General features: G+C 68.0%; 18 protein-coding genes and 2 pseudogenes. 3 read left to right on the forward strand and 17 right to left on the reverse strand.

What is annotated here, in order from left to right:
- Window position 1 precedes the first annotated feature (1 nt).
- Together ACFQE0_RS05200 and ACFQE0_RS05205 are read right to left on the reverse strand one after the other, a co-directional pair.
- Window positions 2–3,136 (reverse strand): efflux RND transporter permease subunit, encoded by a 3,135-nt coding sequence (locus ACFQE0_RS05200; RefSeq protein WP_378967731.1) that lies wholly within the window; start codon window positions 3,134–3,136, stop codon window positions 2–4.
- The gene (locus tag ACFQE0_RS05205) at window positions 3,129–4,220 is read right to left on the reverse strand and encodes an efflux RND transporter periplasmic adaptor subunit (protein ID WP_378967733.1); all 1,092 of its coding nucleotides are present in this window, start codon (window positions 4,218–4,220) and stop codon (window positions 3,129–3,131) included. The genes ACFQE0_RS05200 and ACFQE0_RS05205 overlap by 8 nt, the downstream gene beginning before the upstream one ends.
- 242 nt (window positions 4,221–4,462) lie before the next feature.
- On the opposite strand from ACFQE0_RS05205, the gene ACFQE0_RS05210 reads away from it, so the two are divergent.
- Window positions 4,463–5,467 carry an SDR family oxidoreductase gene (locus ACFQE0_RS05210; protein WP_378967735.1) on the forward strand — a complete coding sequence of 335 codons (1,005 nt, stop codon included), beginning with the start codon at window positions 4,463–4,465 and terminating at the stop codon, window positions 5,465–5,467.
- Between the two features lie 2 nt (window positions 5,468–5,469).
- Window positions 5,470–6,339, forward strand: a complete 870-nt coding sequence (locus tag ACFQE0_RS05215) for an alpha/beta fold hydrolase (RefSeq protein ID WP_378967736.1) — start codon at window positions 5,470–5,472, stop codon at window positions 6,337–6,339.
- Here ACFQE0_RS05215 and ACFQE0_RS05220 read toward each other — a convergent pair.
- The gene (locus ACFQE0_RS05220; protein ID WP_378967738.1) at window positions 6,314–6,526 is read right to left on the reverse strand and encodes a hypothetical protein; all 213 of its coding nucleotides are present in this window, start codon (window positions 6,524–6,526) and stop codon (window positions 6,314–6,316) included. The two genes, ACFQE0_RS05215 and ACFQE0_RS05220, sit on opposite strands and share 26 nt — an antisense overlap.
- 101 nt (window positions 6,527–6,627) lie before the next feature.
- On the opposite strand from ACFQE0_RS05220, the pseudogene ACFQE0_RS05225 reads away from it, so the two are divergent.
- Window positions 6,628–8,988: pseudogene (locus tag ACFQE0_RS05225) on the forward strand (FdhF/YdeP family oxidoreductase).
- Between the two features lie 7 nt (window positions 8,989–8,995).
- On the opposite strand, the gene ACFQE0_RS05230 reads toward ACFQE0_RS05225, so the two are convergent.
- The 14 genes and pseudogenes from ACFQE0_RS05230 to ACFQE0_RS05295 form a co-directional block, all read right to left on the reverse strand.
- Window positions 8,996–9,322, reverse strand: a complete 327-nt coding sequence (locus ACFQE0_RS05230; protein WP_378967740.1) for an NIPSNAP family protein — start codon at window positions 9,320–9,322, stop codon at window positions 8,996–8,998.
- An 81-nt stretch (window positions 9,323–9,403) separates the two neighbouring features.
- Window positions 9,404–11,779 (reverse strand): bifunctional diguanylate cyclase/phosphodiesterase, encoded by a 2,376-nt coding sequence (locus ACFQE0_RS05235; RefSeq protein WP_378967742.1) that lies wholly within the window; start codon window positions 11,777–11,779, stop codon window positions 9,404–9,406.
- 174 nt (window positions 11,780–11,953) lie between these two features.
- The gene (locus ACFQE0_RS05240; protein WP_378967744.1) at window positions 11,954–12,991 is read right to left on the reverse strand and encodes a fumarylacetoacetate hydrolase family protein; all 1,038 of its coding nucleotides are present in this window, start codon (window positions 12,989–12,991) and stop codon (window positions 11,954–11,956) included.
- Between the two features lie 86 nt (window positions 12,992–13,077).
- Entirely contained in the window at window positions 13,078–14,370 is a 1,293-nt protein-coding gene (locus ACFQE0_RS05245) for a hemolysin family protein (RefSeq protein WP_378967747.1), read from the reverse strand.
- A gap of 146 nt (window positions 14,371–14,516) precedes the next feature.
- Entirely contained in the window at window positions 14,517–14,792 is a 276-nt protein-coding gene (locus ACFQE0_RS05250; protein ID WP_378975285.1) for a hypothetical protein, read from the reverse strand.
- Between the two features lie 190 nt (window positions 14,793–14,982).
- Window positions 14,983–15,306 carry a hypothetical protein gene (locus ACFQE0_RS05255; RefSeq protein ID WP_378967749.1) on the reverse strand — a complete coding sequence of 108 codons (324 nt, stop codon included), beginning with the start codon at window positions 15,304–15,306 and terminating at the stop codon, window positions 14,983–14,985.
- Between the two features lie 113 nt (window positions 15,307–15,419).
- Window positions 15,420–15,902 (reverse strand): hypothetical protein, encoded by a 483-nt coding sequence (locus ACFQE0_RS05260; protein WP_378967751.1) that lies wholly within the window; start codon window positions 15,900–15,902, stop codon window positions 15,420–15,422.
- A gap of 308 nt (window positions 15,903–16,210) precedes the next feature.
- On the reverse strand, window positions 16,211–16,669 hold the full coding sequence (locus tag ACFQE0_RS05265; protein WP_378967753.1) for a response regulator: 459 nt from the start codon (window positions 16,667–16,669) through the stop codon (window positions 16,211–16,213).
- Window positions 16,669–17,784, reverse strand: coding sequence for a sensor histidine kinase (locus ACFQE0_RS05270; RefSeq protein WP_378975287.1), 1,116 nt, complete (start codon window positions 17,782–17,784; stop codon window positions 16,669–16,671). The genes ACFQE0_RS05265 and ACFQE0_RS05270 overlap by 1 nt, the downstream gene beginning before the upstream one ends.
- Before the next feature lie 294 nt (window positions 17,785–18,078).
- Window positions 18,079–19,175, reverse strand: a pseudogene (locus tag ACFQE0_RS05275) (protein-glutamate methylesterase/protein-glutamine glutaminase).
- Between the two features lie 93 nt (window positions 19,176–19,268).
- On the reverse strand, window positions 19,269–20,123 hold the full coding sequence (locus ACFQE0_RS05280; RefSeq protein ID WP_378967756.1) for a CheR family methyltransferase: 855 nt from the start codon (window positions 20,121–20,123) through the stop codon (window positions 19,269–19,271).
- Window positions 20,124–20,137: 14 nt separating this feature from the next.
- The gene (locus tag ACFQE0_RS05285) at window positions 20,138–20,611 is read right to left on the reverse strand and encodes a chemotaxis protein CheW (RefSeq protein WP_378967758.1); all 474 of its coding nucleotides are present in this window, start codon (window positions 20,609–20,611) and stop codon (window positions 20,138–20,140) included.
- 143 nt (window positions 20,612–20,754) lie between these two features.
- Window positions 20,755–22,857 (reverse strand): HAMP domain-containing methyl-accepting chemotaxis protein, encoded by a 2,103-nt coding sequence (locus ACFQE0_RS05290; protein ID WP_378967760.1) that lies wholly within the window; start codon window positions 22,855–22,857, stop codon window positions 20,755–20,757.
- 171 nt (window positions 22,858–23,028) lie between these two features.
- Window positions 23,029–25,251 carry a HAMP domain-containing methyl-accepting chemotaxis protein gene (locus tag ACFQE0_RS05295; protein ID WP_378967763.1) on the reverse strand — a complete coding sequence of 741 codons (2,223 nt, stop codon included), beginning with the start codon at window positions 25,249–25,251 and terminating at the stop codon, window positions 23,029–23,031.
- Window positions 25,252–25,260: the final 9 nt, after the last annotated feature.

The following is a 25,260-nucleotide window of genomic DNA, read 5'->3' on the forward strand; positions in this document are numbered from 1 at the left end:
TTCAGGCCGCCTCCGCGATGTCCTCGTCCCGCCGGAAGCGCGCGAAGCGCCGGGCGAGGATCGGCAGGATCGTCAGGTTGAGCACCGTCGAGGTGACGAGGCCGCCGAGGATCACGGCGGCCATCGGGCCCTCGATCTCGCGGCCGGGCTCCCCGGCGCCGAGTGCGAGGGGCAGGAGCCCCAGGCCCGTGACGAGGGAGGTCATCAGGATCGGCACCATCCGGTCGGCGGCGCCCTCCGCAACGGTGGCCGCGTTCCAGGGACGGCCGTCACGGGTGACCATCTGCTCGTAATGGGCGATCATCATCACGCTGTTGCGCAGCGAGATGCCCGCCAGCGTGACGAAACCCACGATGGAGCCGAGGGACAGGGTGCCCCCGGTCATCGCCACGGCCGCGACTCCGCCGACGAAGGCGAAGGGGAGGTTGGCGAGCACCAGGGTGAGGTTCGCCCCCGAGCCGGTGACGACGGCCAGCAGCACCACGATGCCGAACCCGGCGAGCGCCGTGTGGAACAGGAGATCGCGCCGCGCCCGCGCCTGGGCCTCGGCAGCCCCCGCGAAGGTGACGTAGACGCCTGCGGGCAGCCGCACCTCCTTGGCGATCTTGCGCTTGGCTGCGGCGACGAACCCCGCCACGTCCCGCCCGACGACGTTGGCGGTGACCGCCTGCACCCGCTGCGCGCCCTGGTGCTGCACCTGATAGCGCCCGGTGCTCTCGTACACGTCCGCCACCTGCGACAGCCGCAGATAGCGCCCGCCGGGAGTCCGCAGGGGCAGATCCCCGACGAGGCTCAGCCGGTCGCGGGAGCGCCCGTCGAGCAGGACGATGACGTTGAACACGGCATTGCCCCGGTAGGTCTGGCCGACGACATCGCCCTGATAGGCAGTGCGGACGGTCTCCAGCACGTCTACGGCATCGAGACCCCAATGGCGCAGATCGACCTCCCGCAGGGCGACCGTCAGTTGCGGCAGCCCGGCGGGGGCGGCCTGCTGCACGTCGCGGGCGCCCCGCACCTCCGCGAGTTCCCGCGCGACGGCGCGGGCGGCGGCCTCGATCCGGTCGAGATCGTTGCCGACGACGTTGACGACGACCGGAGCGGTGAAGCCCGAGATCACCTCCTCGATCCGCTCGGTGAGGAAGGATTTCAACGAGAAGGCGGGCCCCGGAAACCCGGCGATCAGGTCGCGGATCCGCCCTTCGACGCCCCGCTGCGCTGCGCCGTCGAGGCCGTGTTCGAGGTCGATATGGATCTCGCTGTAATGCGGCCCGGCCGTATCCTCGCCCGCCTCGGCCCGGCCGATCTGGGAGGCGACGGCGCGCACGCCGGGAATGCCCTTCAGTTCGGCGGTGATGAGCGTGCCGAGCCGTTGTGATTCCGTCAGCGAGGTACCCGGCGCGGCGACCATGTGCAGGATCAGGTGCCCCTCCCTCAGGTCGGGCAGGAAGGACAGGCCGAGCCCCGGCACCAGCGCGGCCCCCGCGAGCGTCGCCGCAAGCCCGGCGGCCATCACGAGACGAGGCGCCCGGCCCGCGCGGTCGAGCAGCCGCAGGTAGAGCCCTCGGGTCCAGCGCACGGCGGGCGGGTCCGCGACGGGGCCGGTCCGCCCGGCCTTGCCGCCGAGGAGAAGGAGGGACAGGGCGGGCGTCACCGTGAGGGCGACGAGGAGCGAGGCCACGACGGCGGCGACATAGGCCAGGGCCAGCGGCCCGAACAGGCGCCCGGCGACGCCGGTGAGCGCCAGCACCGGCAGGAACATCAACAACACGGCGAGCGTCGCGTAGGCGACGGAGGAGCGGACCTCGAGGATGGCGTCGAGCACCAGCCGCGCCCGCCCGGCCCGCGTCGTCCGCCCGGCCTCGCGCAGGCGGCGGGTGACGTTCTCGACCCCGATCACCGCATCGTCCACCACCTCTCCGATCGCCAGCGCGAGGCCGCCGAGCGTCATGGTGTTGAGGCTCTCGCCCCAGGCCTGCAGCACCAGGGCGGCCGAGACCAGCGACAGGGGAATCGCCGCCGCGCTGATGAGCGCCGTGCGCCAATCCGCGAGGAAGACGAGCAGCACGATCACCACCAGCCCACCGCCGAGGCCCAAGGCGAACAGCACGTTGCCGGTGGCGACCCCGACGAAGTCGGCCGGGCGGAACAGATCGGGGCGCAAGGACACGCCCTCGCGCTCCAGGGCCGGGCGCAACTCGTCGAGGGCGGCTTCGAGCCGGGCGGTGACGGCGAGGGTATCGACGCCGACCTGCGCGCCGACCATCAGGAGCACGCCGGGCTTGCCGTCCACCAGAGCGGCGCTGATCGCGGGCTCCGGCGCGGCGGTGACGGTGGCGACATCGGCCAGGATCACGCTGGCCCCGCCCTCGTTGGCGAGCACCGTCCGGCCCAGGGCCTCCGGGGTCAGCGCCTGCCCCTCGGTGCGCAGCACGATCCGCTGGTTCGCGGTCTCCACGAAGCCCGCCCCGCGCACGCCCGTCGCCTTGCGCGCGGCAGCGAGCACGTCGTTGAGGCCGATCTGGTGGCGGATCAGGTCGTCGGGGCGCACCTGCACCTGCAGCGAGCGCACAGCGCCGCCATAGATCGAGACCTGGGCGATGCCCGGCACCGCCTGGAGGCGCGGGCGTACGGTCCAGTCGGCCAGGGTGCGCAGGTCCATGGCATCCCGCCGCTCGGAGGTGAGGCCGACGAGGAGCACCGTGAGGGTCGAGGAGGTGAGCGGCGTCATGGCGGGCGCCGACACGCCCTGCGGCAGGCGCCCCGGCAGGGCGGCGATGCGCTCGTTCACCCTCTGGCGCAGCTGATCGACGCTGCTGCCGGGGCGGAAGGTGGCCGTGACCACCGAGAGGCCCTGGATGGAGGAGGAGCGCAGGGTTTGCAGGCCCGGCAGGCCCGCCACCGCACCCTCCACGATCTGCGTCACCAGCACCTCGACCTGTTCCGGGTCGAGGCCCGGCGCCTCGGTCTGGATCGTGGCCGTGGGCGGGGTGAATTCGGGGAACACGTCGTAGCGCGCGCCAGCCAGGGCATAGAGCCCGAAGACGAGGAGCGCGCAGGCAAGTGCCAGCACCACGCGTGGCAGCCGGACCGAGACACCGACCAGGGCTGCCTGCAAGCCGGAGGGACGCTCAGTCATCGTCGTCGCCGACTACGCGAACCCGGCTGCGCATCTCCTCGGACAGGAGCGCCTGCGCCCCCGACAGGACGATCTCGCCCTCCTCGGGCAGGTCGGCGACGACGAACCCGTCAGCCGACATCGGCGCGTCGGTCCGCACCGGGTGGCGGACATAGCTGTCGTTTCCGAGGCCCCGATAGACCCATGTGCCGCCCTCGGCATGGACCAGGGCATCCTCCGGCACGAGCACGCCGGTCGTGGTCCTGCCCGTGGGCAGGAAGGCCATGACGCTCATGCCCGGCAACAGGCCGCTCTCGCCGGATACGAGGTAGTAAAAACTCTGCCCCTGGATGCGCGGGTCGGTCCGTGTTGCGGGGGAGACGAGGCGCAGGCTCACCCGCACGCTCTGCGGTGGCACTTCGGCGAAGGCGGTTTGAGGCGCCTGCGTCAGGTTTTCCCCCGGCGGCAGGGTGACCTGCATGAGGAAGTCCTCGCGCTCGATCAGGCGGGTCACCAGGGAGCCGCGCTCGATGATCGCCTTGCCGATCACCGAGCCCCATTCCTGCCGGGCCGTGGCGGCGAGCGTCCGCACCTGGGAATCCGCCGCCGTCACCGCCGCCTGGTCGGTCAGCGCCGTGCCCTCGGCGGTCTCGATCTGCGCGGTGGCGATCGCCGCCGCGCCGAGGCTCTTGAGCCGCCGTGCGGCGCTCACCGACACCTCGGCGCGGGCGCGGGCGGTTTGAAGGGCGGCGACCGCGCCGGCATAGCTGTTCGCCAGTTCCGTGACGCGGGCGAGGTCGAGGATGGTGCCGTAGCCGGTGGACTCACGCGGATGCGGCCGGGCGTGCAGCACCTGCGTGACGATCCCGACCCGCGCCCTCTCGGCGGGCGTGAGATGCACGATCGTCCGTCCGTCCTCGATGGCGGTGCGCGGAGCAGGCAACCGCGCGACCGGTGCCGGAGCGCGGTCGGGCAGCAGCGCCTCCAGGGTTTCCCGCCATCCGGCCAGGGACGCGGGGAATTCAGGCCGCGTCACGGCGAGCGCCCCGCCCGCGACGAGGACGAGGAGCGTTCCGGCGAGCAGGACCCTGCGTGCCTGACCCACGGCGGCCCCCTCCCTCACGATTGCCGAATCATCCCGGTTTCGAGCCGGGATACACGCTGCGACCGGCACCGCATACCCGCGCGAAGCACATCCACAGGAGATCCCTGCGAAACGGCGTCGATAGGGACGGGATCGTCGCGGCGACGCGCTTCCTCCCGGGGCCTGCGGAAACTTGAGCGCTGCTCCACGGGTAGCCAACCCGAGCGGCCCCGCGATCCGGGGCGTCCCGGAGACGAGCGACCATGCGGCACAAATCCCTTGCGGACCAGACGATCGTGATCACGGGCGCGTCGTCCGGCATCGGGCTCGCTACCGCGCGGATGGCCGCCGCCAAGGGCGCGCGGGTCGTGCTCGCGGCCCGCAGCGGCGCGGCCCTCGACGCCATCGTCGCCGACATCACCCGCGAGGGCGGGCAGGCCGTCGCCGTGGGCGCGGATGTCGGCGAGCGGGCGGAGGTGGAAGAGATCGCCGCGCGGGCGGTGGCCGAGTTCGGGGGCGTCGACACCTGGGTGAACAATGCCGGGCTGACGATCTACGGCGCCCTGGGCGACGTTTCCGAGGAGGACCACGAGCGCCTGCTGCGGACGAATTTCTGGGGCACCGTGAACGGGTCGCTCGTGGCCGTCGAACTGATGCGGCGGCGGGGCGGCGCGCTGATCAACATGGGCTCCGTCGCCTCCGATCTCGCCTTCCCCTACCAGGGCATGTACTCGGCCTCGAAGCACGCGGTGAAGGGCTTTACCGACGCCCTGCGCATGGAACTGCGCCTCGCCGACGCACCGATCTCGGTGACGCTGATCAAGCCCACCTCCATCGACACCCCCCTGCCCCGCCGGGCGCGCAACTACATGGACCGCGAGCCGTCCCTGCCGCCGCCGGTCTATCGGGCCGAGGAGGTGGCGCGGGCGATCCTGCACGCGGCCGTCCGTCCGCAGCGGGACATCGTGGTCGGCGGGGCAGGCAAGCTGTTCATCGCGGGCAAGGAATTCGCACCGGGGGCCTACGACCACCTCGCCGGGCAGATCGCTGCCTTCCAGAAGCGGACGATGGCGCCGCGTCGGCCTGCAGGCGCGCTGCACACGCCGCAACAGGACGATACCGGCCATGTCCATGGCGACCAGCCCTTCCCGGTGCTGCGCCGGAGCGCCTACACCCGGGCGAGCCTGCATCCCCTCGCCACCGCCTCGGCCGTCGTCGGCCTCGGCCTCGCCGCCGCGACGCTTCTTCGTCCGGGACGGCGCTCCTGACCGTGGGCGTGGCACCCGGTGAAGTCGCGCGGCGCTTCGTGCCGCTCAGTGAGGGCGGCAGCATCGCCTATGCCGAAACCGGCGAGGGCGAGGCGATCGTGCTCATCCACGGCACCCTCATGGCCCTGGAAGATGTGTGGCTGCCGCTGGCCCCGCGCCTCGCGGCCCGGCACCGGGTGATCGCCCTCGACCGGCCCGGCCACGGCTTCAGCACCCGGCGGCGCCTCGTCGATGCCTCGCCCTGGCGGCAGGCGGCGGCGATCCGCGAGGCCCTGGACCAGCTCGGCCTACACCGGCCGGTTCTGGTCGGCCATTCCTTCGGGGCGACGGTGGCGCTCTGCCTCGCCCTGTCCGACCCGGACGCGGTGGCGGGCGTGGTCGCGATGGCGCCGCTCTGCTTTCCCGAGCCGCGCCTCGAACAGATCCTGTTCGGGCCGCGTGCCCTGCCGGGGCTGGGCGACGGGCTCTCGCAGGTGCTGGCGGGAAGCCTCGACCGGGCGATGCTGCCGCTCCTGTGGCGGGCGATCTTCCTGCCCCAGACAGTCCCGCCGGATTTCGCCGCCCGCTTTCCCTGGGCCCGCGCCTGCGGCCCGGCACGGATGATCGCGGAGGGCGAGGATGCGATGACCACCTGGACCGCCCTCGGCCGGGCGGCGGCGGCCTACCCGACCTGCCGGGTGCCGGTGCGCTTCCTCGGCGGCACGGCCGATCTCGTGGTCAACAACGCCCTGCACGGCGCCCTGGCCGCCACGCTGATGCGTGGCGCGCACTTCACGTGGCTCCCCGGCACCGGCCACATGCTGCACCATTTCCACCAGGACCGTGTCGTGGCGGAGGCGGAGGCGCTCACGCAGGCCGTCGCGACGACCTGACGGCGCAGAGCACGGCGAGCGAGAGAAGCGCGGCCGAGCCTGCCACCAGGGTCGAGGGTCGCAAGCCCAGGCGCCGGGCGGCCTGATCCAGCGCGACCTCAAGGCTTCCCGCCGCGTTGACCGCCATGGGAACGACCTGCACGTCGAAGAACTGCTTCGGCTTGGAGGGGGCCGAGGGTTTTTTCAAGAGATAATCCCGCCCTACGGCCAAACTAACCTCCATCAGATTTCAGGCTTGCGAACGAATACTTGTCCGCGGGGTTCTCCTGAAACGCGGCGACCGGGCCGATGTATCCTCACGACGAGCGGAGACTCCCCTTGGAGAAGCCCCAATTCAAGCCCTATCGCCTTCCCGCCGGAGGCTGGGGCTCGGCCCGGTCGGTCGCCAACATCCTGCGGCGCGAGGGGGTGCTGGCGAGCGTGCCCGCCGCCCTCACCCGGCACAACAAGGTCGATGGCTATCAGTGCAATAGCTGCGCCTGGGTGAAGCCCGCGAGCCCCCTGCCCTTCGAGTTCTGCGAGAACGGCGTGAAGGCGGTGGCCTGGGAACTGACGGCGCATCGCTGCACCCCCGCCTTCTTCGCGGAGCATTCGGTGACGGAACTGCTCGGCTGGGACGATTACCACCTCGAACAGACCGGCCGCCTCACCCACCCGCTGCGCTACGACGCGGCGAGCGACAAGTACGTCCCGGTCTCCTGGGGCCATGCGGTGGAGGAGATCGCCCGCGAATTGCGCGCGGTGGAGGATCGTGAGCAGGGCACGGTGTTCTACTCGTCGGGCCGGCTCTCCAACGAGGCGAGCTACCTCTATCAGTTGTTCGCCCGGCTCTACGGCAACAACAACCTCCCCGACTCGTCCAACATGTGCCACGAGACCACCTCCGTGGCCCTGCCGATCAGCATCGGCCAGCCGGTCGGGTCGGTGACGCTGGACGATTTCGGCCTGTCCGACTGCATCATGTTCTTCGGCCAGAACCCCGGCAGCAACGCGCCGCGCATGCTCCACCCGCTGCAGGAGGCGAGCGAGCGGGGTGTCCCGATCATCACCTACAATCCGCTGCGCGAGCGCGGACTCGAACGCTTCCTCAACCCGCAATCCCCCACCGAGATGCTGTCTCGCAAGGAGACGCGGATCGAGCTCGCAATACCATCAGGTCAAGGCGGGCGGCGACCTTGCGGCGCTCGCCGGGATCTGCAAATCGGTGCTCGCCGCCCATGACGAGTCGGTGGCCGCGGGCGGCCCCGCTGTCCTCGACGAGGCCTTCATCCGCGACCACACCCACGGCTTCGAAACCTACGCGGAATGGCTCCGGGGGCTCGACTGGGACGAGTTGGAGCGCCGCTCCGGCCTGCACCGGGCAGACATGGAGGCGACGGCCCATGTCTATTGCCGCTCGCACAAGGTGATCGGCGTCTACGGGATGGGGCTCACCCAGCACCGGGCGGGGGTCGAGACGGTGCAGATGCTCGTCAACCTGCTGCTCATGCGCGGCAATATCGGCCGCCAGGGAGCGGGCATCTGCCCGATCCGCGGCCATTCCAACGTCCAGGGCCAGCGGACCATGGGCATCACCGAGAAGCCGGAACTGTTCGATCTCGACCGGCTCGGCGAGCAATTCGGCTTCGAGCCGCCGCGCAAGGAGGGCTTCAGCACGGTGGATGCCTGCGAGGCGGTGCTGAAGGGCGATGTCCGCGCCTTCGTCATGCTCGGCGGCAACTTCGTCCGCGCCATCCCCGACCACGGGCGGATGGAACCCGCATGGCGGCGTATTCGCCTGACCGTCAACGTCATCACCAAGCTCAACCGCTCGGCGCTGCTGCCGGGGGAGATCAGCTACATCCTGCCGGTGATCAGCCGCCTTGAGATCGACGAGACGAGCAAGGGTCAGCAGGTGCTCTCGATGGAGGATACCTCGGCCTGCATCCACGGCAATCGCGGCCTGCGGCGGCCCGCCTCGCCGCATCTCATCAGCGAGATCAGGCTGATCTGCGAGTTGGCTCAGCGCACCCTGGACCACAACCCGAAGGTGCGCTGGGACGCCTATGCCGAGGATTACGCCGAGATCCGCAAGGAGGTCGAGGCCACGCTGCCCGAGTCGTTCTGGGATTACGAGCGCCGGATGTGGGAGCCCGGCGGGTTCCAGCGGGCGCTCCCCGCCTGCAAGCGCGAGTGGCACACCAAGACCGGACGGGCCAATTTCATCACCCCCGAGGCCCTTGAGGAAGACCTCGACATGCCGACGCTGGGCCACGACGCCCTGCGCCTGATGACGCTGCGTTCGAACGACCAGTTCAACACCACGGTCTACGGCTACGACGACCGCTTCCGGGGGTGAAGGGCACGCGCAAGGTCGTGCTGATGAACCGCTCGGACATCGACCGTCTGGGGCTGAAGGTCGGTCAGGCGGTGACGCTCAGGACAGTCGCGGATGACGGGGTGGACCGGAGCCTGTCCGGGATGCTGGTCATCGCCTACGACATCCCGGTCGGCTGCATCGGCGGGTATTACCCGGAATGCAACGTGCTGATGCCGCTCTGGCACTACGCCACCGGCAGCAAGACCCCCGCTGCCAAGACCATTCCCGTCACCGTCCATTCGGACGGTGACCGGGTGATCGCGCCGCAACTCGAACTGACGAGCCCCTGAGGGCCGGTCAGCGCAGCGTAGAGAAGTCCGTCGGGGCGAGGAAGCTGTTCTCGATCCGCGCCACGATGGGCTTGTCCTTCTCGGTCTCGGCGCGCTTGGCGGTCCATTCGGGATCGGCCTGGAAGGCGTTCCACTTGGCCTCGCGGTCGGCGAGGCTGTCCCACTTCAGGAAGTAGGTCAGGGCATGGTTGTCCGGCCCGACCAGCGTCGTGAAGAAGCCGATCTGCTCGATCCCGTATTTCTCGAAGAAGCCCATCGTGATGGTGCGGAACCGGTCGAGCAGGGCGGGAAGCCGGGTCGGGGCGCAGTAGTAGACGCGCATTTCGACGATCATCGCTCGGTCCTTCGCGAGGTGGGCTGGAAGCCCCGGGCGTAGGCTCGGCCCGCGCCCGCGTCAATTTCCCCGGCCCGTCCGTCAAGCCGCGAGAACACTCCCCTTCGCCGGGTGGGTGAGGTGGGCGAAGCCGGAAATGTCGCCGGGGCGGCCCATCAGGAAGCCCTGTGCCGCCGCGCAGTTCTCGCCCAGGAGGAAATTCAGTTCCTCCGCCGTCTCGACGCCCTCCGCCAGGACCGGCATCCCGAGGCCCCGCCCGAGACCGAGCACCGAGCGGACGATGGCCGCCGTCTGCTCGTTCGTGTCCACGGTGCGGATGAACGACCCATCGATCTTGATCTTGTCGAACGGATAGGCGCGCAGGTTCGACAGCGACGAGTAGCCCGTGCCGAAATCGTCCATGGCGATGCGCACGCCGAGGGCCTTCAATTGGCGCAGCGTGACCTGGGCACGGGCGGGCTCGCGGATCAGGGCCGTTTCCGTCACCTCGATCTCCAGACGCTCGGGCGCCAAGCCGGTCTCGCGCAGGACTTCCTGGATCAGCGGCACGAGGTTCGGCGCGTGGATCTGCACGCCCGAGACGTTGACCGCGACGGTCAGCGGGTTGGTCCAGTTCGCCGCCTCGCGGCAGGCTTCGCGCAGCACCCATTCGCCGATGGGCAGGATGAGGCCGCTCTCCTCCGCGATGGGAATGAAGATCGCGGGCGAAACCAGCCCGCGCGTGGGATGCCGCCAGCGCAGCAGCACCTCGAAGCCGAAGACCTCACCGGAGGCGACGTCGCTCTGTGGTTGATAGACCAGATGCAGTTCGCCCCGCGCCACGGCATGGCGCAGGTCATGTTCGAGGAGCCGCCGGTCGCGCACCTGCGCGCCCATCGTGGCCTCGAAGAAGCGATACCGGCCGCGTCCCTCCGACTTCGCCCGGTAGAGGGCGGTGTCGGCGTAGCTCAAGAGGAGTGTGCGCTCGTCGGCATTGTCCGGATAGATCGCGATGCCGATGCTGGTGCCGATGGTGGGCCCGGCCATGTCGAGGTTCTCGGCCCGCAGGGCGTCGAGCACCGTCTCCGCAAGACGGCCCGCCGCCACGGCATGATCGCAGGGCATGAGGATCGCGAACTCATCGCCGCCGAGGCGAGCCATCAACTGGTTCTCACCGAGGAGCGCAGTGATCGAACGGGCCACGGTGACGAGGAGCGCATCACCCGCCGCATGGCCGAACAGGTCGTTGACCTCCTTGAAGCGGTCGAGGTCGAGGCACAGGACCGCGAGCCTGCCCCCGGTCGCCGCGGCGAGCTTCATCTCCCGTTCCAGCCGCAGGGTGAAGCTCGCACGGTTGGCGAGACCCGTGAGCGCGTCGTGGTGGGCGAGGAAGTGGATCTGCCCCTCCGCCTTGCGCCGGGCGCGAAGGTCGCGCACCGCGACGGCGTAATGGGGCGTCTGGCCATAGGTAACCGGGCGGACGATCAACTCCACAGGGATTGTCTCACCCTCCGCCCCCCGCAGCTCGGCCTCGATGGGCTGTTCCGGTTGCCCGGCCAGGGCCAGCCGGGCCTCGGCGCCGGGCAGGAAGCGCGCTAGCGGCACGCCGCCGAGATCCGACGCGGACAGGCCGACGAGGGAGCCGAAGCTGTCATTGCCATTGACGATGGTCTCGCCCCGGCACACCAGCAATCCCTCGACGGCGGCGTTGGCAAGGCTGTTCAGGCGCTCCCGCGCCAGGGAGGCTTGGCGGCGCTCACGCAGATCGAGCATCAGCGCCGCGCCGGCCATGAGCAGGATCGCGACGCTGGCGAGCGCGACGCCGACGCCGATCCAGCGCGTCGGAAGGGCGCTGTCGGTGATGGCGACGGACGGGTCCGGCACGATGGTGACCGCGCCCATGGCCGTGAAATGGTGGCTGCAGATCGCAGCCAGGATCAGCAGCGCCCCGACGACCCGCCCGGCCAGCCCCTCGCACGCGAGCCCGATCTGGAGGCCGGCGGCGGCGAGCACCCCGCCGAGGACGAGGGACGCCGCCACGAGGGTGGGGTCCCATCTGAGATGGCCCGGCACCTCGAAGGCTGCCATCCCGGTGTAATGCATCGCCGCGATGCCACCGCCGAGGATCAGGCCGCCGATCACGGGCGCCACCGGCAGCGCCCGCCACAGGGCGACCGCGAGTCCGGCCCCGGTGAGGGCGATCGCATAGGCGAGAGACAGGATCGTCAGGCGGATCGCATAGCCCGTCGGCAGGCCCGGTTCGAAGGCCAGCATGGCGATGAAGTGCGTCGCCCAGATCCCGGATCCACCCGCCACCGCAGCGACGGCGATCCAGGTCCATTGCCACGCCTCGGGGCTACGACGGGCGTGATGGAGCAGGGCCATGCACGCAGCAGAAGCCAGCGTGCAGATGATGGCGGCGAGCGCGACCAACCAAAGGTCGTGCTCGCCAAGGAAACATCCCACCACCGCCAACATGTTTCAACCAGAAATTGTAAGATGACTTCTCGTTTACGGTAGTATGCTCACCTTAAGATCGTCTTCCGGCTGCCTCGGTTCGACATTTTTTCAGGCAGGTTCGACCTGTCGCATTTTGTCGCGATGAGAGGTTTGACGATCGTAGCAGCCTGGGGCGACGGCTCTCGCAGCGTCTCAGGCCGGAACGGCTTGGATGACGTTGCGGAGGGTGCCGAGGCCGACGATCTCGGTCTCCATCACGTCGCCGGGCTTCAGGAATTCCGGCGGCTTGCGGGCGAAGCCGACGCCGGGAGGCGTGCCGGTTGCGATGATGTCGCCCGGCATCAGGGTAAGACCGCGCGACAGTTCCGAAATGATCCGCGCGACCTTGAAGTACATCTGCTTGGTGGAGGCGTCCTGCTTCACCACACCGTTGACCCGCAGCAACAGGCGCAGATCCGACGGGTCGATATCCGAGGCCGGAACAATCCAGGGGCCGAACGGCCCGTGCCCGTCGAGGCTCTTGCCCTTGAACCACTGGCCGCCGTGCAGGGTACGCTGCATGTCGCGGGCCGTGGTGTCGTTCATGACGCTGTAGCCGAACACATGGTCGAGGGCGTCGGCTTCCTGGATGTTGCGGCCGCCTTTGCCGACGACCACCGCGAGTTCCGCCTCCCAATCGATCTGCGTCGAGACCGCGGTGTCATAGGGAATCGGGTCGTAGGGGCCGTTGATCGTGTTCACCCCCTTGGTGAAGAATACCGGGTGGGCCGGGTATTCGGTCTTGGCGAGACTGGTCGCCTGACCTTCGGCGAAGTGTTCGAGGTAATTCCAGCCCACCGCATAGATGTTGCGCGTCGGCGCCGGGATCGGCGCCAGAAGATGCACCGTCTCGACCTGGGGTCCATCGCCCGAGGCGGCGGCGCGCCTCGCGGCCTCGAGGGCCTTCGGCCCCGCCGCGATGAGCGAGACCATTCCCGTCGCATCGACGCCCGGCAGACCGGCCTTCGACAGGTCGATTACGCGCCCGTCCGCCCGCACCGCGCCGAGGCGCGGGGTGCCGGCCTTGTCCGGGGCGAAGGTGACGAGGCGCAGCGTCTGGCTCCCCTTGGCATCACCCTGGGGCGGGATGGGCGTTCCGGGCTCGGCGGCGGGCGCCTGCGCCGCTGCGGGCAAGGCACCGAGCGCCGTTGCGGCGGCGGTGAGGTGCAGGAAATCGCGCCGTGTGCTCATGGATACCGTCTCCTCCGGCCCGCCCTTCAATGGGGCGTTGCCGGGGAAGCTTCGGCCTTGCGAATTCAAAATGCAATGCGCCAGGGCTAAGCCGGTGCGCTTTCCGGCAAACGCGTCGCGAGGATCTTGTCGACGCGACGGCCATCCATATCGACCACTTCGAGACGCCAGCTTTCGGCCGCGATGGCGTCTCCCGTCGCGGGGATGCGCCCCAGCCGGAAGATGACGAACCCAGCCAGCGTCGCGTAGTCGTCCATGGGCGGCGGGTCGACGAAGGCCAAGCGCTCGAAGGCTTCCTCCGCCGGCATCATGCCGTCGATCAGCAGCGAACCGTCTTCGCGCTCGACCACGGCCGGGTCTTCCCCAGGCTCGGGGATGTCGCCCGCGATCGCCTCGAGCAGGTCCGTCTGGGTGACGAGGCCTTCCAGGCTGCCATACTCGTCCACGATCACGGCCAACTGCACCGGATGCCGCTGAAAGTTTTCCAGCGCGGCAAGGACCGTCAGCGCCTCGTGGATCACGTTCGGCGGCTGCATGGCCGCCTCGATATCGGGTTCCTGCCCATCAAGGATCTGGTGGAGGAGGTCCTGCTTGCGCAGCACGCCGACGACCTCGTCGATGCCACCCCGGCTCACGACGACATGGGCGTGGCTGCACGCGCGAACAGCCTTCAGCATGACGTCCTGCGGTTCATCGAGATCGATCCATTCGACCTCGTGGCGCGGCGTCATGATCTCGCGAACCCGGCGGTCGCTCAGCTTGAAGATGCGCTCGACAGCCTCCTGCTGCGCCTCCCGGATGAGGCCCGCCTCGCGGCTCGCCTCGACCAGGAGGTTCAGTTCCGCTGTCGAATGGTGACCGCCCTCGCCGTGGCCGGGTTGGAGGCCGCAGAGGCGCAGGACGCCGTTGCCGAGGCCGTTAAGGAACGAGATGGCCGGGCGAAACACCAGCAGGAACAGGCTGAGCGGCCGGATGACGGCCAGAGCCGTCCGCTCGCTGCGCTGGAGCGCGAGGCTCTTCGGGGCCAGTTCGCCCAGCACGATGTGCAGGGCGGTGATGATCATGAAGGAGAACACTACCGCGACCGAATGCGCCGCCGCGGTCGAGACCGTATCGGGCAGCCAAGCCATGACGGGCTCGATCAGCCGGGCAAGGGCGGGCTCGCCGATCCAGCCCAGGGCCAGGGACGAGATGGTGATACCCAGTTGGGTCGCCGCGAGGTGAGCGTCGAGGTGGTCGGTCGCCCAGAGAAGGGCCTTCGCGTTGACACGCCGCTCGGAAACGAGTTCGGCGACCCGACTTCTGCGGATCGCCACCAGAGCGAACTCGGCGGCCACGAAGAAGCCGTTGGCGAGAACGAGAACAAGGACGCTCAACAACCCGAGGACCGTTGCCCAACCGTCGTCCGAAATCTCCGCCTCCCGTCGAGCCTGCGTCCTGCAGGTCCTTACATCAGAGATAGGGCTCGGCCTACGGATGTCCGCGATAGCTTCGGGGAGAAGCGGGCCTCATTCCCCACACGCGGTCAGACGATCAGCCGGACGACCATCCCGATCAGCACCGCGCTGCCCAGACAGCGCCGCCATGGATTGACCCCGCGGAGCACCTCATCGCCCGCCCAGACGGCGAGGGCGATCCAGGAGGCTACGGCCGCCCAGCGCCCGATCGCGTTCGCCTCCCCGGCGATCCAGGCCACGGCCTGCAGCAGGCCGAAGAGCCAGAGCGGCGGGTTCGGCCATTGGCCGATGACGACGCGTCCGCTGGTGCGATCGCGGAAGAACCAGTCGAAGGCCGCGCGCAGCATATCGAGATGGGGGATGAGGCCAGGGAGACCGGGAGCCGGAAGACGGCCCTTCGGCGTGAGGATGTGCCTGTACGGCCTAGCGCCTGAGTGAGGCCGCTGACAATGTCTGAATGAGCAAGCCCGCGTGCTGAGGCCCCGTCGCGCGACGGACTGCCCGCGTCGTGATGGCGCGCGCGGGAAGACCGCATCAAGCCCCGTGGTCGGACAACGAGATGTTGGCCTCGAACAGCCTCGCCCTGTTCCTCGACGGCCATTTTATGACAGACCACCAACTCCGATACGTCGCGATGCTCTGGCCATCGACGTCCGGCAATTGCGACGCGGCCACGCGCTTCCCATGCTCTTCAATCAGCCGGTCAAGGCGCCTCAAGGCTGAAAGAATTTGCGACGCCATCAGGACATGGCCTTCGCAGGCTCCCTCTTTCTTCAAAGTCAGAACGATTTCTTCCCCACGAGCAACGATATGGCCCGCCTCCTGGCGATACCTGTCAGCTTTCTCCAAATCTGACACGGCCCCCTCCCTGTCGGCTAAACCCTTTTTCTAATCTCTGGATCGCAGCACCTGCGCCAGGTCATTGCTTTCGGTTGATTGTCCTCTGCCGAAGCGGCCCGACCGATCAAAGCTCAATGCGCGTCCGGCTCGTCATGATCTGTCAAGGACATCACGCGTTCGGCCAACGCGCGATAGCTTTGGACAGCCGCCTCGACATGACCGGCGGCGCATTGCCAATGGGCTGCCTCATAGTCGAGCAACATCGACTTGAAGCCACCATGCTCGAACGTCGCGATTGTGAAATGGGCTCGGCGCCTTGTCTCGCGTTCAAACCAAGGCGCGACATCGGCGGCGGCTGCCAAGCAGGGTGCGAGGCGCGTCGGCTCGTTGTGCGCCTGTGTGAGAGGAGGCGACAACAGCATCACGGCCCAGAATGCCGTCGTGGCAAGCCCGAGGGAAATCCCGAACACGCGCAGCTTTCCATGCTGCTTGCGCCCGTCATCCGGGGTACAGGCCTGTACACGGGGATCGAAGGCTGCATCGTACTCACCATGACAATGAGTGTAATGGACAGACCCGTCCTCATGGCGATGGGAGATAGAATTCTGCAACATGCGCGCACTCCAAAATCAGAGTTGGACGCAAACGCAACGAACGCAGGACATCGCATGAATGCTCGCCCAGCCCTTCCGCACAACGGCGGCTTTACAAAGAGTCCGGGCGAACGGCGTGTATTTTATACCGATTCAATGGAAAGCAAAGTAAAATTTTTGGCCCGGAACGTTATCAAGATTTAATTCAAAATACCAGGGGTACTGATACTTATGGATACTGCTCGACTTTTCGTATGCCTTTGAGCCTGTGTGCCTTTTCGGCGCACTTGGATCATGCGCGGACCCAGCGCTCGTGAAGCGGCGACATGTCAGCGAATGGTGTCGGCGCGGAACTCGCGGGAGCTGGTCTCGGCACCCTGACACCTGCAGGCTCCCGGAAGACAGGTCGCACCCTGGTGAGTGGCGATCTCGCCAGTCAGAAGGCCACGCAGCAGATGCTCCAGCGGCTCGGGCTGATACGGCTTCTGAAGCACCGGCACGCCGCGATAGGCCGTCTCTAACCCCTTCAAGCCGTATCCGGTCGCGAACAGGAACGGCGTGCACCGCTCGAACAGGATGTCGGCGATCGGATAGCTGCGTCCCTCGCCGAGGTTCACGTCGAGCACGGCGACGTCGAAGGTCTCGGTTCGGGCGAGTGCCAACGCCTTGTCGAGGCGCATCGCCATGACGACCTCGCAGCCGAGGTCGAGCAGCATGTCCTCGACCATCATGGCAACGAGGCTCTCGTCCTCGACGAGCAAAACCCGGCGTCCTTCGAGTACGCTCATCAGGCGGCAGGACCCTTCAGGATTGCCTGCCCAACCCAGCCGAGGGGAGTCATGGGAACTTGCAACGTGCACACTACACCTGAAGCGGCGTAATCGATCTCCGCCCGGCCGTCGAACTCCATCGGCAGTTGCCGTTCGATCAGTCGGGAGCCGAACCCCCTGTGAGTCGGTGGGCTGACCGGCGGGCCGTCCTGCTCCTGCCAAGTCAGATCCAACTGCTGTCGCCCGTCCTTGAGGTCGCTGAGTGTCCAATTGACGACGACACGGCCTTCAGGAACCGAAAGCGACCCGTACTTGGCGGCATTGGTCATCAGTTCGTGCAGCGCCATGGCCAGCGTCACCGCGACTTTGGGATGCAACCGCGCGTCCGGTCCCTGTAGCCGAAAGCGGTGACCATCGACTTCCGCCAGGAAGTGGGGGGCGAGCGCCCGCTCGATCACGCTGTGCAGGCTGGCGCTCTCCCAATTGTCCTCGACCAGGACGTTGTGGGCATTCGACAGGGCGACCATGCGGGCGTCGAACACGGTGCGCATGGCTTTGTCCGTCGTCCCGCGAAATGTCTGGGCAGCGATGGACTGCACCGTCGCGAGCGTGTTTTTCACCCGGTGGTTCAACTCATCGATCAGCAGGCGCTGACGCTCGGCAGCGGCCTTCTCCTCACTGATATCGCGCACCTCGATGATGGTGCCGATGACGTTGGTGGCATCGTCACGGATCGGGCTGGCGGTGAAGCCGACCGGGAAGAAGCTTCCGTCGCGATGGACGAACACTTCTTCGCCGCGCTCCTGATTGTTCTCGGGAAACGCGCGATCGATGGCACATTCCTCCAGCGGGAAAGGTCGCCCGTCGGGATAGGTGTGGTGGACGATGTCGTGCAGCGGACAATCCCGTGCGAGCACCTCATCGAGCGTCCAACCGGTCAGCTGCTCGGCGGCGCGGTTCATGTAGATGCAGTGCTGGCGGTCATCCATGAGGAAGATGGAGACGGACGCGTTGTTCAGCACGGCGTTGAGACGCCGTTCGGTCTCGAACAGCTGTTCAACGCCCCGGCGCAGGGTCGTCGGCGGTGTCGCGGCGGCGTGGTCGGATTGCAGCGGTTGCCGCGACTGTGACAAAGGCAAAACCCTTTCACCAGGCGTGGGAGGCCCCGACGGAACCCCGATACCGGAAAAATGGCGCGAAGCCTCGGGATTGGTAGCCTCCACGCTGGAGGCTCTGACCGCGCGGACACGCGCCCTGGTCTATCCCCGGCTCAGACCTCGGGCGCTGAGGCCGAGAGTTCACGCCAGGAGATCGAGTACAGGCTAAGACCACTCCGGGCGATATCTTAATGCTGTTCGAGCCGGCCCACGATGGTCGCGTGGGACCAGGACGCCCTACCCCTCGACCTCTGACGAAGGGCGCTCGGCCTAGGCCGTCCTGCCGAGGGTCTGAGCCGCGCCGAAGCGCAGGATCTCCTGATGGATCCGGTCGAGGGGCACGACCCTGGCGGCGGCACCGCGCTCGATGGCTTCCTTCGGCATCCCGAAGACGACACAACTCTCCTCGTCCTGGGCCACCGTCTGAGCCCCCGCCCTGCGCATCTCGAGCAGGCCATTGGCACCGTCGTCGCCCATGCCCGTCATGATGATGCCGAGGGCGTTTGCCCCTGCGGCTTGGGCAGCCGAACGGAACATCACATCGACGGAGGGGCGGTGGCGCGACACCAGCGGGCCATCCTTGACCGCGACGACGTAGCCGTCGCCCCGCCGCTGCACCAGCAGGTGGTGGCCGCCGGGGGCGATGAGGGCGCGCCCGGGCAGGACGGCATCGCCATCCTCCGCTTCCTTGACGGAAACGGCGCACAGCGTGTCGAGGCGGCGAGCGAAGGCGGCGGTGAAGTGCTCGGGCATATGCTGCACGATCACGATTCCCGGGCACTCGGCGGGCAGAATCTCCAGCACGTCGCGCAACGCCTCGGTGCCCCCGTCGAGGCACCGATGCAGACGATCGGCTCGGTTCCCGTCATGTGGCGGCGCGCCACCGGCGGCGGAAGGATCGCGTCGGCCGTCAGTTTCGCCTCAATCTTGCGTTCGACGGAGCGGCGGGGGCGTACGCGCGAGCGGGCGGCGGCCCGCACGGCATCGCAGACCCGCACGGAGGATTCGACGAGGAACTGCCGCGTATCGATCCGCGGCTTCGGCAGCACATCGACGGCGCCCGCCTCCAGCACCTCGAACAACATGCGCGAGCCCGCCTCGGTCAGCGTCGAGCAGATGATCACCGGGATCGGCTTCTGCGCCATGATCTTGCGCAGGAAGGTGAGGCCGTCCATGCGCGGCATCTCCAGATCCAGGATGATCACATCGGGCACCTCTTCCTGGATGCGCCGGGCCGCCACGAAGGGATCGGCGGCGGTACCCAGCACGGTGATGTCGGGTGCCGTCGCGAGGATCTGGCCGAGCGTCTGCCGGACGGAAGCGGAATCATCGACGATGAGGACGCGGATCGGATCGGTCGCGGTCATGGGGCAATCCAGCGAATAATGCCGTCGGAACATGTTCAGGCCCATCAGAGAAAGGGCCATCGAGACTAAGAAAGAATGAGAACACGCCGCCGCTCAGCGGCGAAAGACAGTCGAAGTCACTTGAGTGAGATCTGGAACGCCGGCCACGGACATCGATTCCGAATGGCCGACGACAAGATACCCGCCAGGGCGGAGATGGCCGACCAGCCGACCTAGTACGGCGCGCTGCGTCGGCTTGTCGAAGTAGATCAACACGTTGCGGCAGAAGATGACGTCCACGTCGCGATCGAATGGGTAGCGCTGGTCCATCAGGTTGAGATGGCGGAAATGCACATGGCGCCGCAATTCCGGGACGATCCGCCCGATCTGCCGGATCCGGTCGCGCGCCATCATGACATAGCGGTGGCGATAGGCCGCCGGGATCGCCGCGAGCATGTCCTCGGAATAGATTCCGTCCGCCGCGATCCGGAGCACCTCCGTCGAGATATCGGTACCGAGGATCGCAAAATCGAAGCGATGCCCCTCCGCGATCATGTCCTGCAGGACCATGGCGAGGGTGTAAGCTTCCGCCCCGCTGGACGAGGCCGCGCTCCACATCTTGAGCAGCGGACGATCCTTGCGATGCGCCGGCAGCTTGCAGAGGTGCGGTACCAGCGTGTCGCGCAGCAGATCGAAATGCGCCGGTTCCCGGAAAAAGTCGGTCTTGTTGGTCGTCACGCAATCGACGAGATGCACGAATTCCTCGGCGAGCCGCCCCTCATCGAAGAGATGGCGGCCGTAATCGTCCAGGGTTTCGAGGCTGAGGGCGCGCACACGCTTGCGGAGGCGGCCCTCCACCATCGTGCGCTTGCTGGCGGGCAACTGGATGCCGACGCGGGCTTCGATGACGTCGGCGATCGACCGGAAATGACGCTCGCTCAACTGCTGCTGCGGCAGGGGGATGGACACGGCGAGACGACCCTTCAGGCAGCCAGGGCCGAGCCCGTGAGCGCAGGCTCGTCACCGGCCATCAGCCGGACGAGGTCGAACACCACCACGAAGGCGTCGCCGCGGCGGCCGATGCCGGCGATGTAGGTCGAGCGCCAGCGCCCACCGACCTCGGGGGCGGTCTCCATCTCGGCGCGGTCGAGTTCCGTCACCTCGAAGACCCGGTCGGCCACGAAGCCGACACGCAGCGTCCGGTCGGGCATGGGGACGTTGAGGAGAATGATGCGGGTCGCGGTGGTCGGCTCCTCCCGGGGCAAGCCGAGCTTGGTCCGCAGGTCGATCACCGGATAGCTCTGGCCCCGCACGTCGATCATCCCGACAAGGAAGGCCGGCGCCTGCGGCAGGGCCGCGGGCACGCGATAATCGAGGATCTCCTGAACGTTCTCGATGTCGATTCCGAAGGTCTCGCGCCCGAGACCGAGTGTCAGATACTGCCAAACGCTGGACATCCTGGCGCTCCGGTATGCCATCCGCCTGCCCACGATCCGGGGCGGCGTCGATGAGAAGGGTGTCTATGCTGCTCGGGCCCGCGGGCGGCGTGGCCGCCCGCGGTGTCTGTTAGAGCCGTATCCGGCCGGAAAGGGCTCTCGGCTCAGGCGACGCGGGAGAAGTCCGCGTCGCGCTCGTCGCCCTCACCCATGTCGAGAGCGAAGCCGCCGCCGCCGAGGGAGCTGCCCATCGGCCGCGAAACAGGCCGGGCCGCCGCCCGCTTGCCCGGCGCGCGCACGCTCGGGGACTTCACCACCGAGGAGGGCGCCGCCATCCGCGCCGCCGTGCTGCGCAGCTGCGTCACCGCCCCGTCGATCTCCCGGGCATGAACCGCCTGCGCCCCGTCGATCCGGAAGTAGGCGATCGTCGACTGAAGGGTCTCTGCCTGCGCCGCCAGCTCCTCCGAGGTCGCCGAGACCTGCTCCGAGGCCGACGCGTTCTGCTGGGTCACCTTGTCGAGCTGCTGGATCGCCTGGTTGATCTGGCCCGAGCCGACATCCTGCTCGCGGCAGGCCGCCGAGATCTCCTCGACCAGGGCCGCCGTCTTCTTGATGTCGGGCACGAGGCGGCCCAGCATGTCGCCCGCCTCACGCGCGGCCTTCACCGTGTCGACCGACAGCGTGCCGATCTCGGCCGCCGCAGCCTGGGACCGCTCGGCGAGCTTGCGCACCTCCGAGGCCACCACCGCGAAGCCACGGCCGTGCTCGCCCGCCCGTGCCGCCTCGACGGCCGCGTTGAGCGCCAGGAGGTCGGTCTGACGGGCGATCTCCTGCACGATGGTGATCTTCTGGGCGATGGTCTGCATCGCCTCGACCGCCCGGCCCACGGCCACGCCGCTCGCCTCGGCATCCTTGGCGGATTGACGGGCGATCGTCTCGGTCTGGCCCGCATTCTCCGCGTTCTGCTTCACGTTGGACGCCATCTCCTCCATCGAGGCCGAGGCTTCCTCGGTGGATGCCGCCTGCTCGGTCGAGCCCTGCGACAACTGCTCGGCCGAGGCCGACAGCTCCTGGCTACCCGCAGACACGTTGCCCGCCGCCGAGATGACCTGGCCGACGACATCCCGCAGCTTCAGGTTCATCGCCTGGATCGCCTTGAGGAGGTCGGTCACCTCGTCGTTCCCGGTGGGGACGACATCCTGGGTCAGATCGCCGGCGGCGACGTTGCGAGCGGAGGACACCGCCTTCGACAGGCCGCGAGAGATCGACATCGCGATCCAGATCGCCATGGCGAGGCCGATGATCACCGCGCTTGCCACGACGCCGAGCAGGATCGTGCGGGTGGATTCGAACGCGGTCTGCGTCTCATGCACGAAGCTCTGTGCAACCTTCTCTTCGTAGTTGCGGAGCTGGGTCACGTCCTCGATGACCGCCTTGCGGGCATCGGTGAAGGGCCCGATGTAGTAACGCAGGGCCTTGGCATCTGTATTGGCGAGGCCGAGGGTGAACACCTTCTGCGCGGAGGGCTCCCACACCTTCACCGCAGCGGCGACAGCGGTAGCGGCCTCGGCGAAGCCGGAGGCCCGGCCCGCCTCGACGAGCTTGACGAGATCGCGGCCGAGCGCCTTCTGCGTCTCGCCGAACTCCTCGCCGATCTTGGCGAGCAGGGCGTCGTCGGTGATCACGATCTCGCGGAAGATCTCACCGCGCTGGCGGACGAGCTTGATCTCGATGGCGGCGAGCAGGGCGCGATCCTCGACCGACAGGTCGGAGCGGGCCTTGATGTCCTCGAGGCGGGCCATCACAGCCGCGAAGGCGGTGGGCAGTTCGCCGGTCGCGATGCCGTTGGCCGTGTTGTTGCCGTTCAGGACAGCGAATTCCAGGCCCTTCGTGGTGGCCTCGCTGAGCTTGGCCCAGTCGTCACGCAGGGCCTGGACACGGCTGCGTTCGTCCGCCGGGATGCCGTCGGTGTAGTCCTTGAGGATGGCCTGGAACTTCGCGTCGTGCGCCTTGAAATCCGCCATCAGCTTTTCGCGGGCAGCATTCGTGGGCTCCAGCAGCGAACGGGCGAACATCCGGGCGGCGTCGTAGGACATCGCCTCGATGCGCAACACGCGCTGGACCTGCGTGAACGGACGGGCGGCGAAGGCCTGCATCCGGTCATTGGACTGGCTCAGGCTCGATACGGCGAGATAGCCGGCGCCCCCGAGAAGCACGAGGATCAACCCGAAGGCGATTCCCAATTTTGATTTGATCGTGAAGCGCATTGTACCTTAAACCCCCAAGTACAAACTTAGATTTTGATTGCTGAAATCCGTTTGACCGGACTTTTTATTGATGTGATTGCGGCCAGATGCGTTAGCTTTTTAGAAGGCAACGCGCCCGCCCGATCTCCGCGATCTGCGCGCCGGGAGGCACGCGGATCGCCATCGTCCCGTTCAGGCGACGCGGGAGAAGTCCGCGTCACGCTCGTCGCCCTCACCCATGTCGAGGGCGAAGCCGCCGCCGCCGAGGGAGCTACCCATCGGCCGCGAAACAGGCCGGGCCGCCGCCCGCTTGCCCGGCGCGCGCACGCTCGGGGACTTCACCACCGAGGAGGGGGCCGCCATCCGCGCCGCCGTGCTGCGCAGCTGCGTCACCGCCCCGTCGATCTCCCGGGCATGAACCGCCTGCGCCCCGTCGATCCGGAAGTAGGCGATCGTCGACTGAAGGGTCTCTGCCTGCGCCGCCAGCTCCTCCGAGGTCGCCGAGACCTGCTCCGAGGCCGACGCGTTCTGCTGGGTCACCTTGTCGAGCTGCTGGATCGCCTGGTTGATCTGGCCTGAGCCGACATCCTGCTCGCGGCAGGCCGCCGAGATCTCCTCGACCAGAGCCGCCGTCTTCTTGATGTCGGGCACGAGGCGGCCCAGCATGTCGCCCGCCTCACGCGCGGCCTTCACCGTGTCGACCGACAGCGTGCCGATCTCGGCCGCCGCAGCCTGGGACCGCTCGGCGAGCTTGCGCACCTCCGAGGCCACCACCGCGAAGCCACGGCCGTGCTCGCCCGCCCGTGCCGCCTCGACGGCCGCGTTGAGCGCCAGGAGGTCGGTCTGACGGGCGATCTCCTGCACGATGGTGATCTTCTGGGCGATGGTCTGCATCGCCTCGACCGCCCGGCCCACGGCCACGCCGCTCGCCTCGGCATCCTTGGCGGATTGGCGGGCGATCGTCTCGGTCTGGCCCGCATTCTCCGCGTTCTGCTTCACGTTGGACGCCATCTCCTCCATCGAGGCCGAGGCTTCCTCGGTGGACGCTGCCTGCTCGGTCGAGCCCTGCGACAGTTGCTCGGCCGAGGCCGACAGCTCCTGGCTACCCGCAGACACGTTCGCCGCCGCCGCGGAGGCATCCGCCACCACGGCGCGCAGCCGGGTCAGCATCGTCTGCAGGGCGAGGCCCATCGTGTCCTTGTCGGAAAGGGGCTTCGCCTCCACCGTCAGGTCGCCCTGGGCGATGCTGTCGGCCAGCGCCGCCGTCGCGTTCAAGTTCTGGGTCATGCGCCCCATGGCGCCGATCAGGTCGCCCAACTCGTCGTTCGAGGTGACTTTTGCCTCCTGGGTCAGGTCACCCACCGCCACCGCGTCGGCGAGGCTGACGGCACGGCCGAGGCCACGGGAGATCGAGAGGGCGAGCCAGGTGGCGATGCCGAGGCCGATCAGGAGCGCGGCGGAGACCGTGGCCAGCAGGATCGTCTCGCCCTCGGCGGCATCGGCCTTCGCCTTGGCGACGGCCTCGGTCATGCGGTGGTTCTGGAAATCCACGAGGGCGTCGAAAGCCTTGATCGCGGTCGTGCTCAGGGTCGCATACTCGCCGGAGGCCAGATCGGCGGCCTTCACGGCGGCCCCCGTCTCGACGATCGCCATGGCCTTCTGGAACGAGGCCATCCAAGCCGTGAACTTCTGGCGGACGGCTTCGCCCGAAACCCCATGGGCTTGGCTCACCCGCAGCAGGTCGTCCATGGCGCGGACGAGATCGTCCCGGTCTTGCTTCGCCGAGCCGACCCGTTGCTCCAGGATCTCAAGGCTCGTCGCGCCGGTAGCCGATTCGAGGCGTCCCCACGCGCGCTCGACGCGGACCTGGAAGGCCATGACGGTCTTGGCGAGTTCGTCGGCGGTCGGCTCGCCCGGACGGCCCTTGGCCAGCAGATCGAGTTCCGTGCGCAATGCGGCGGCCGCCGGCCGCCCCACATTGTTGATCTCGGCCCAGGTCTTCACGACCGAGTTCTGCTTGGTCAACTCGATGACCTTCAGGCCAATGGCCCGCTGCTTCTCGTACTTGTCGGCGAGATCCTCCAGCAGCCGCTTGCCTTCCTCGGTGCTGATATACGTCTTGGCCTTGGCCAAGGCTGCCAGCGCAGCGCCGCGATTGTCGGCGGACCGCTTGGTGAACTCCTCCATCTGGGCGTCGTCCGTGCTGATCACGGCGGCCCGGACGTTGCCGACGCCCCGAATGGCCTGCGCCTTCGCATCGAGCACGATGTTCTGAACCTCGGACCGGCTGACGATGAATTTCGTTGTCTCGTCGGCCGACATCAGTCTTTGATACCCGACGCCGCCCGCCACTCCAGCCAGAACGAGGACTGCCGCGAAGCCGCCAGCGAGCTTCGTCTTGATTGAGAAGCGCATGGAATTTCC

The sequence above is a fragment of the Methylobacterium komagatae genome (assembly GCF_042661665.1).
GTDB lineage: Bacteria > Pseudomonadota > Alphaproteobacteria > Rhizobiales > Beijerinckiaceae > Methylobacterium > Methylobacterium komagatae.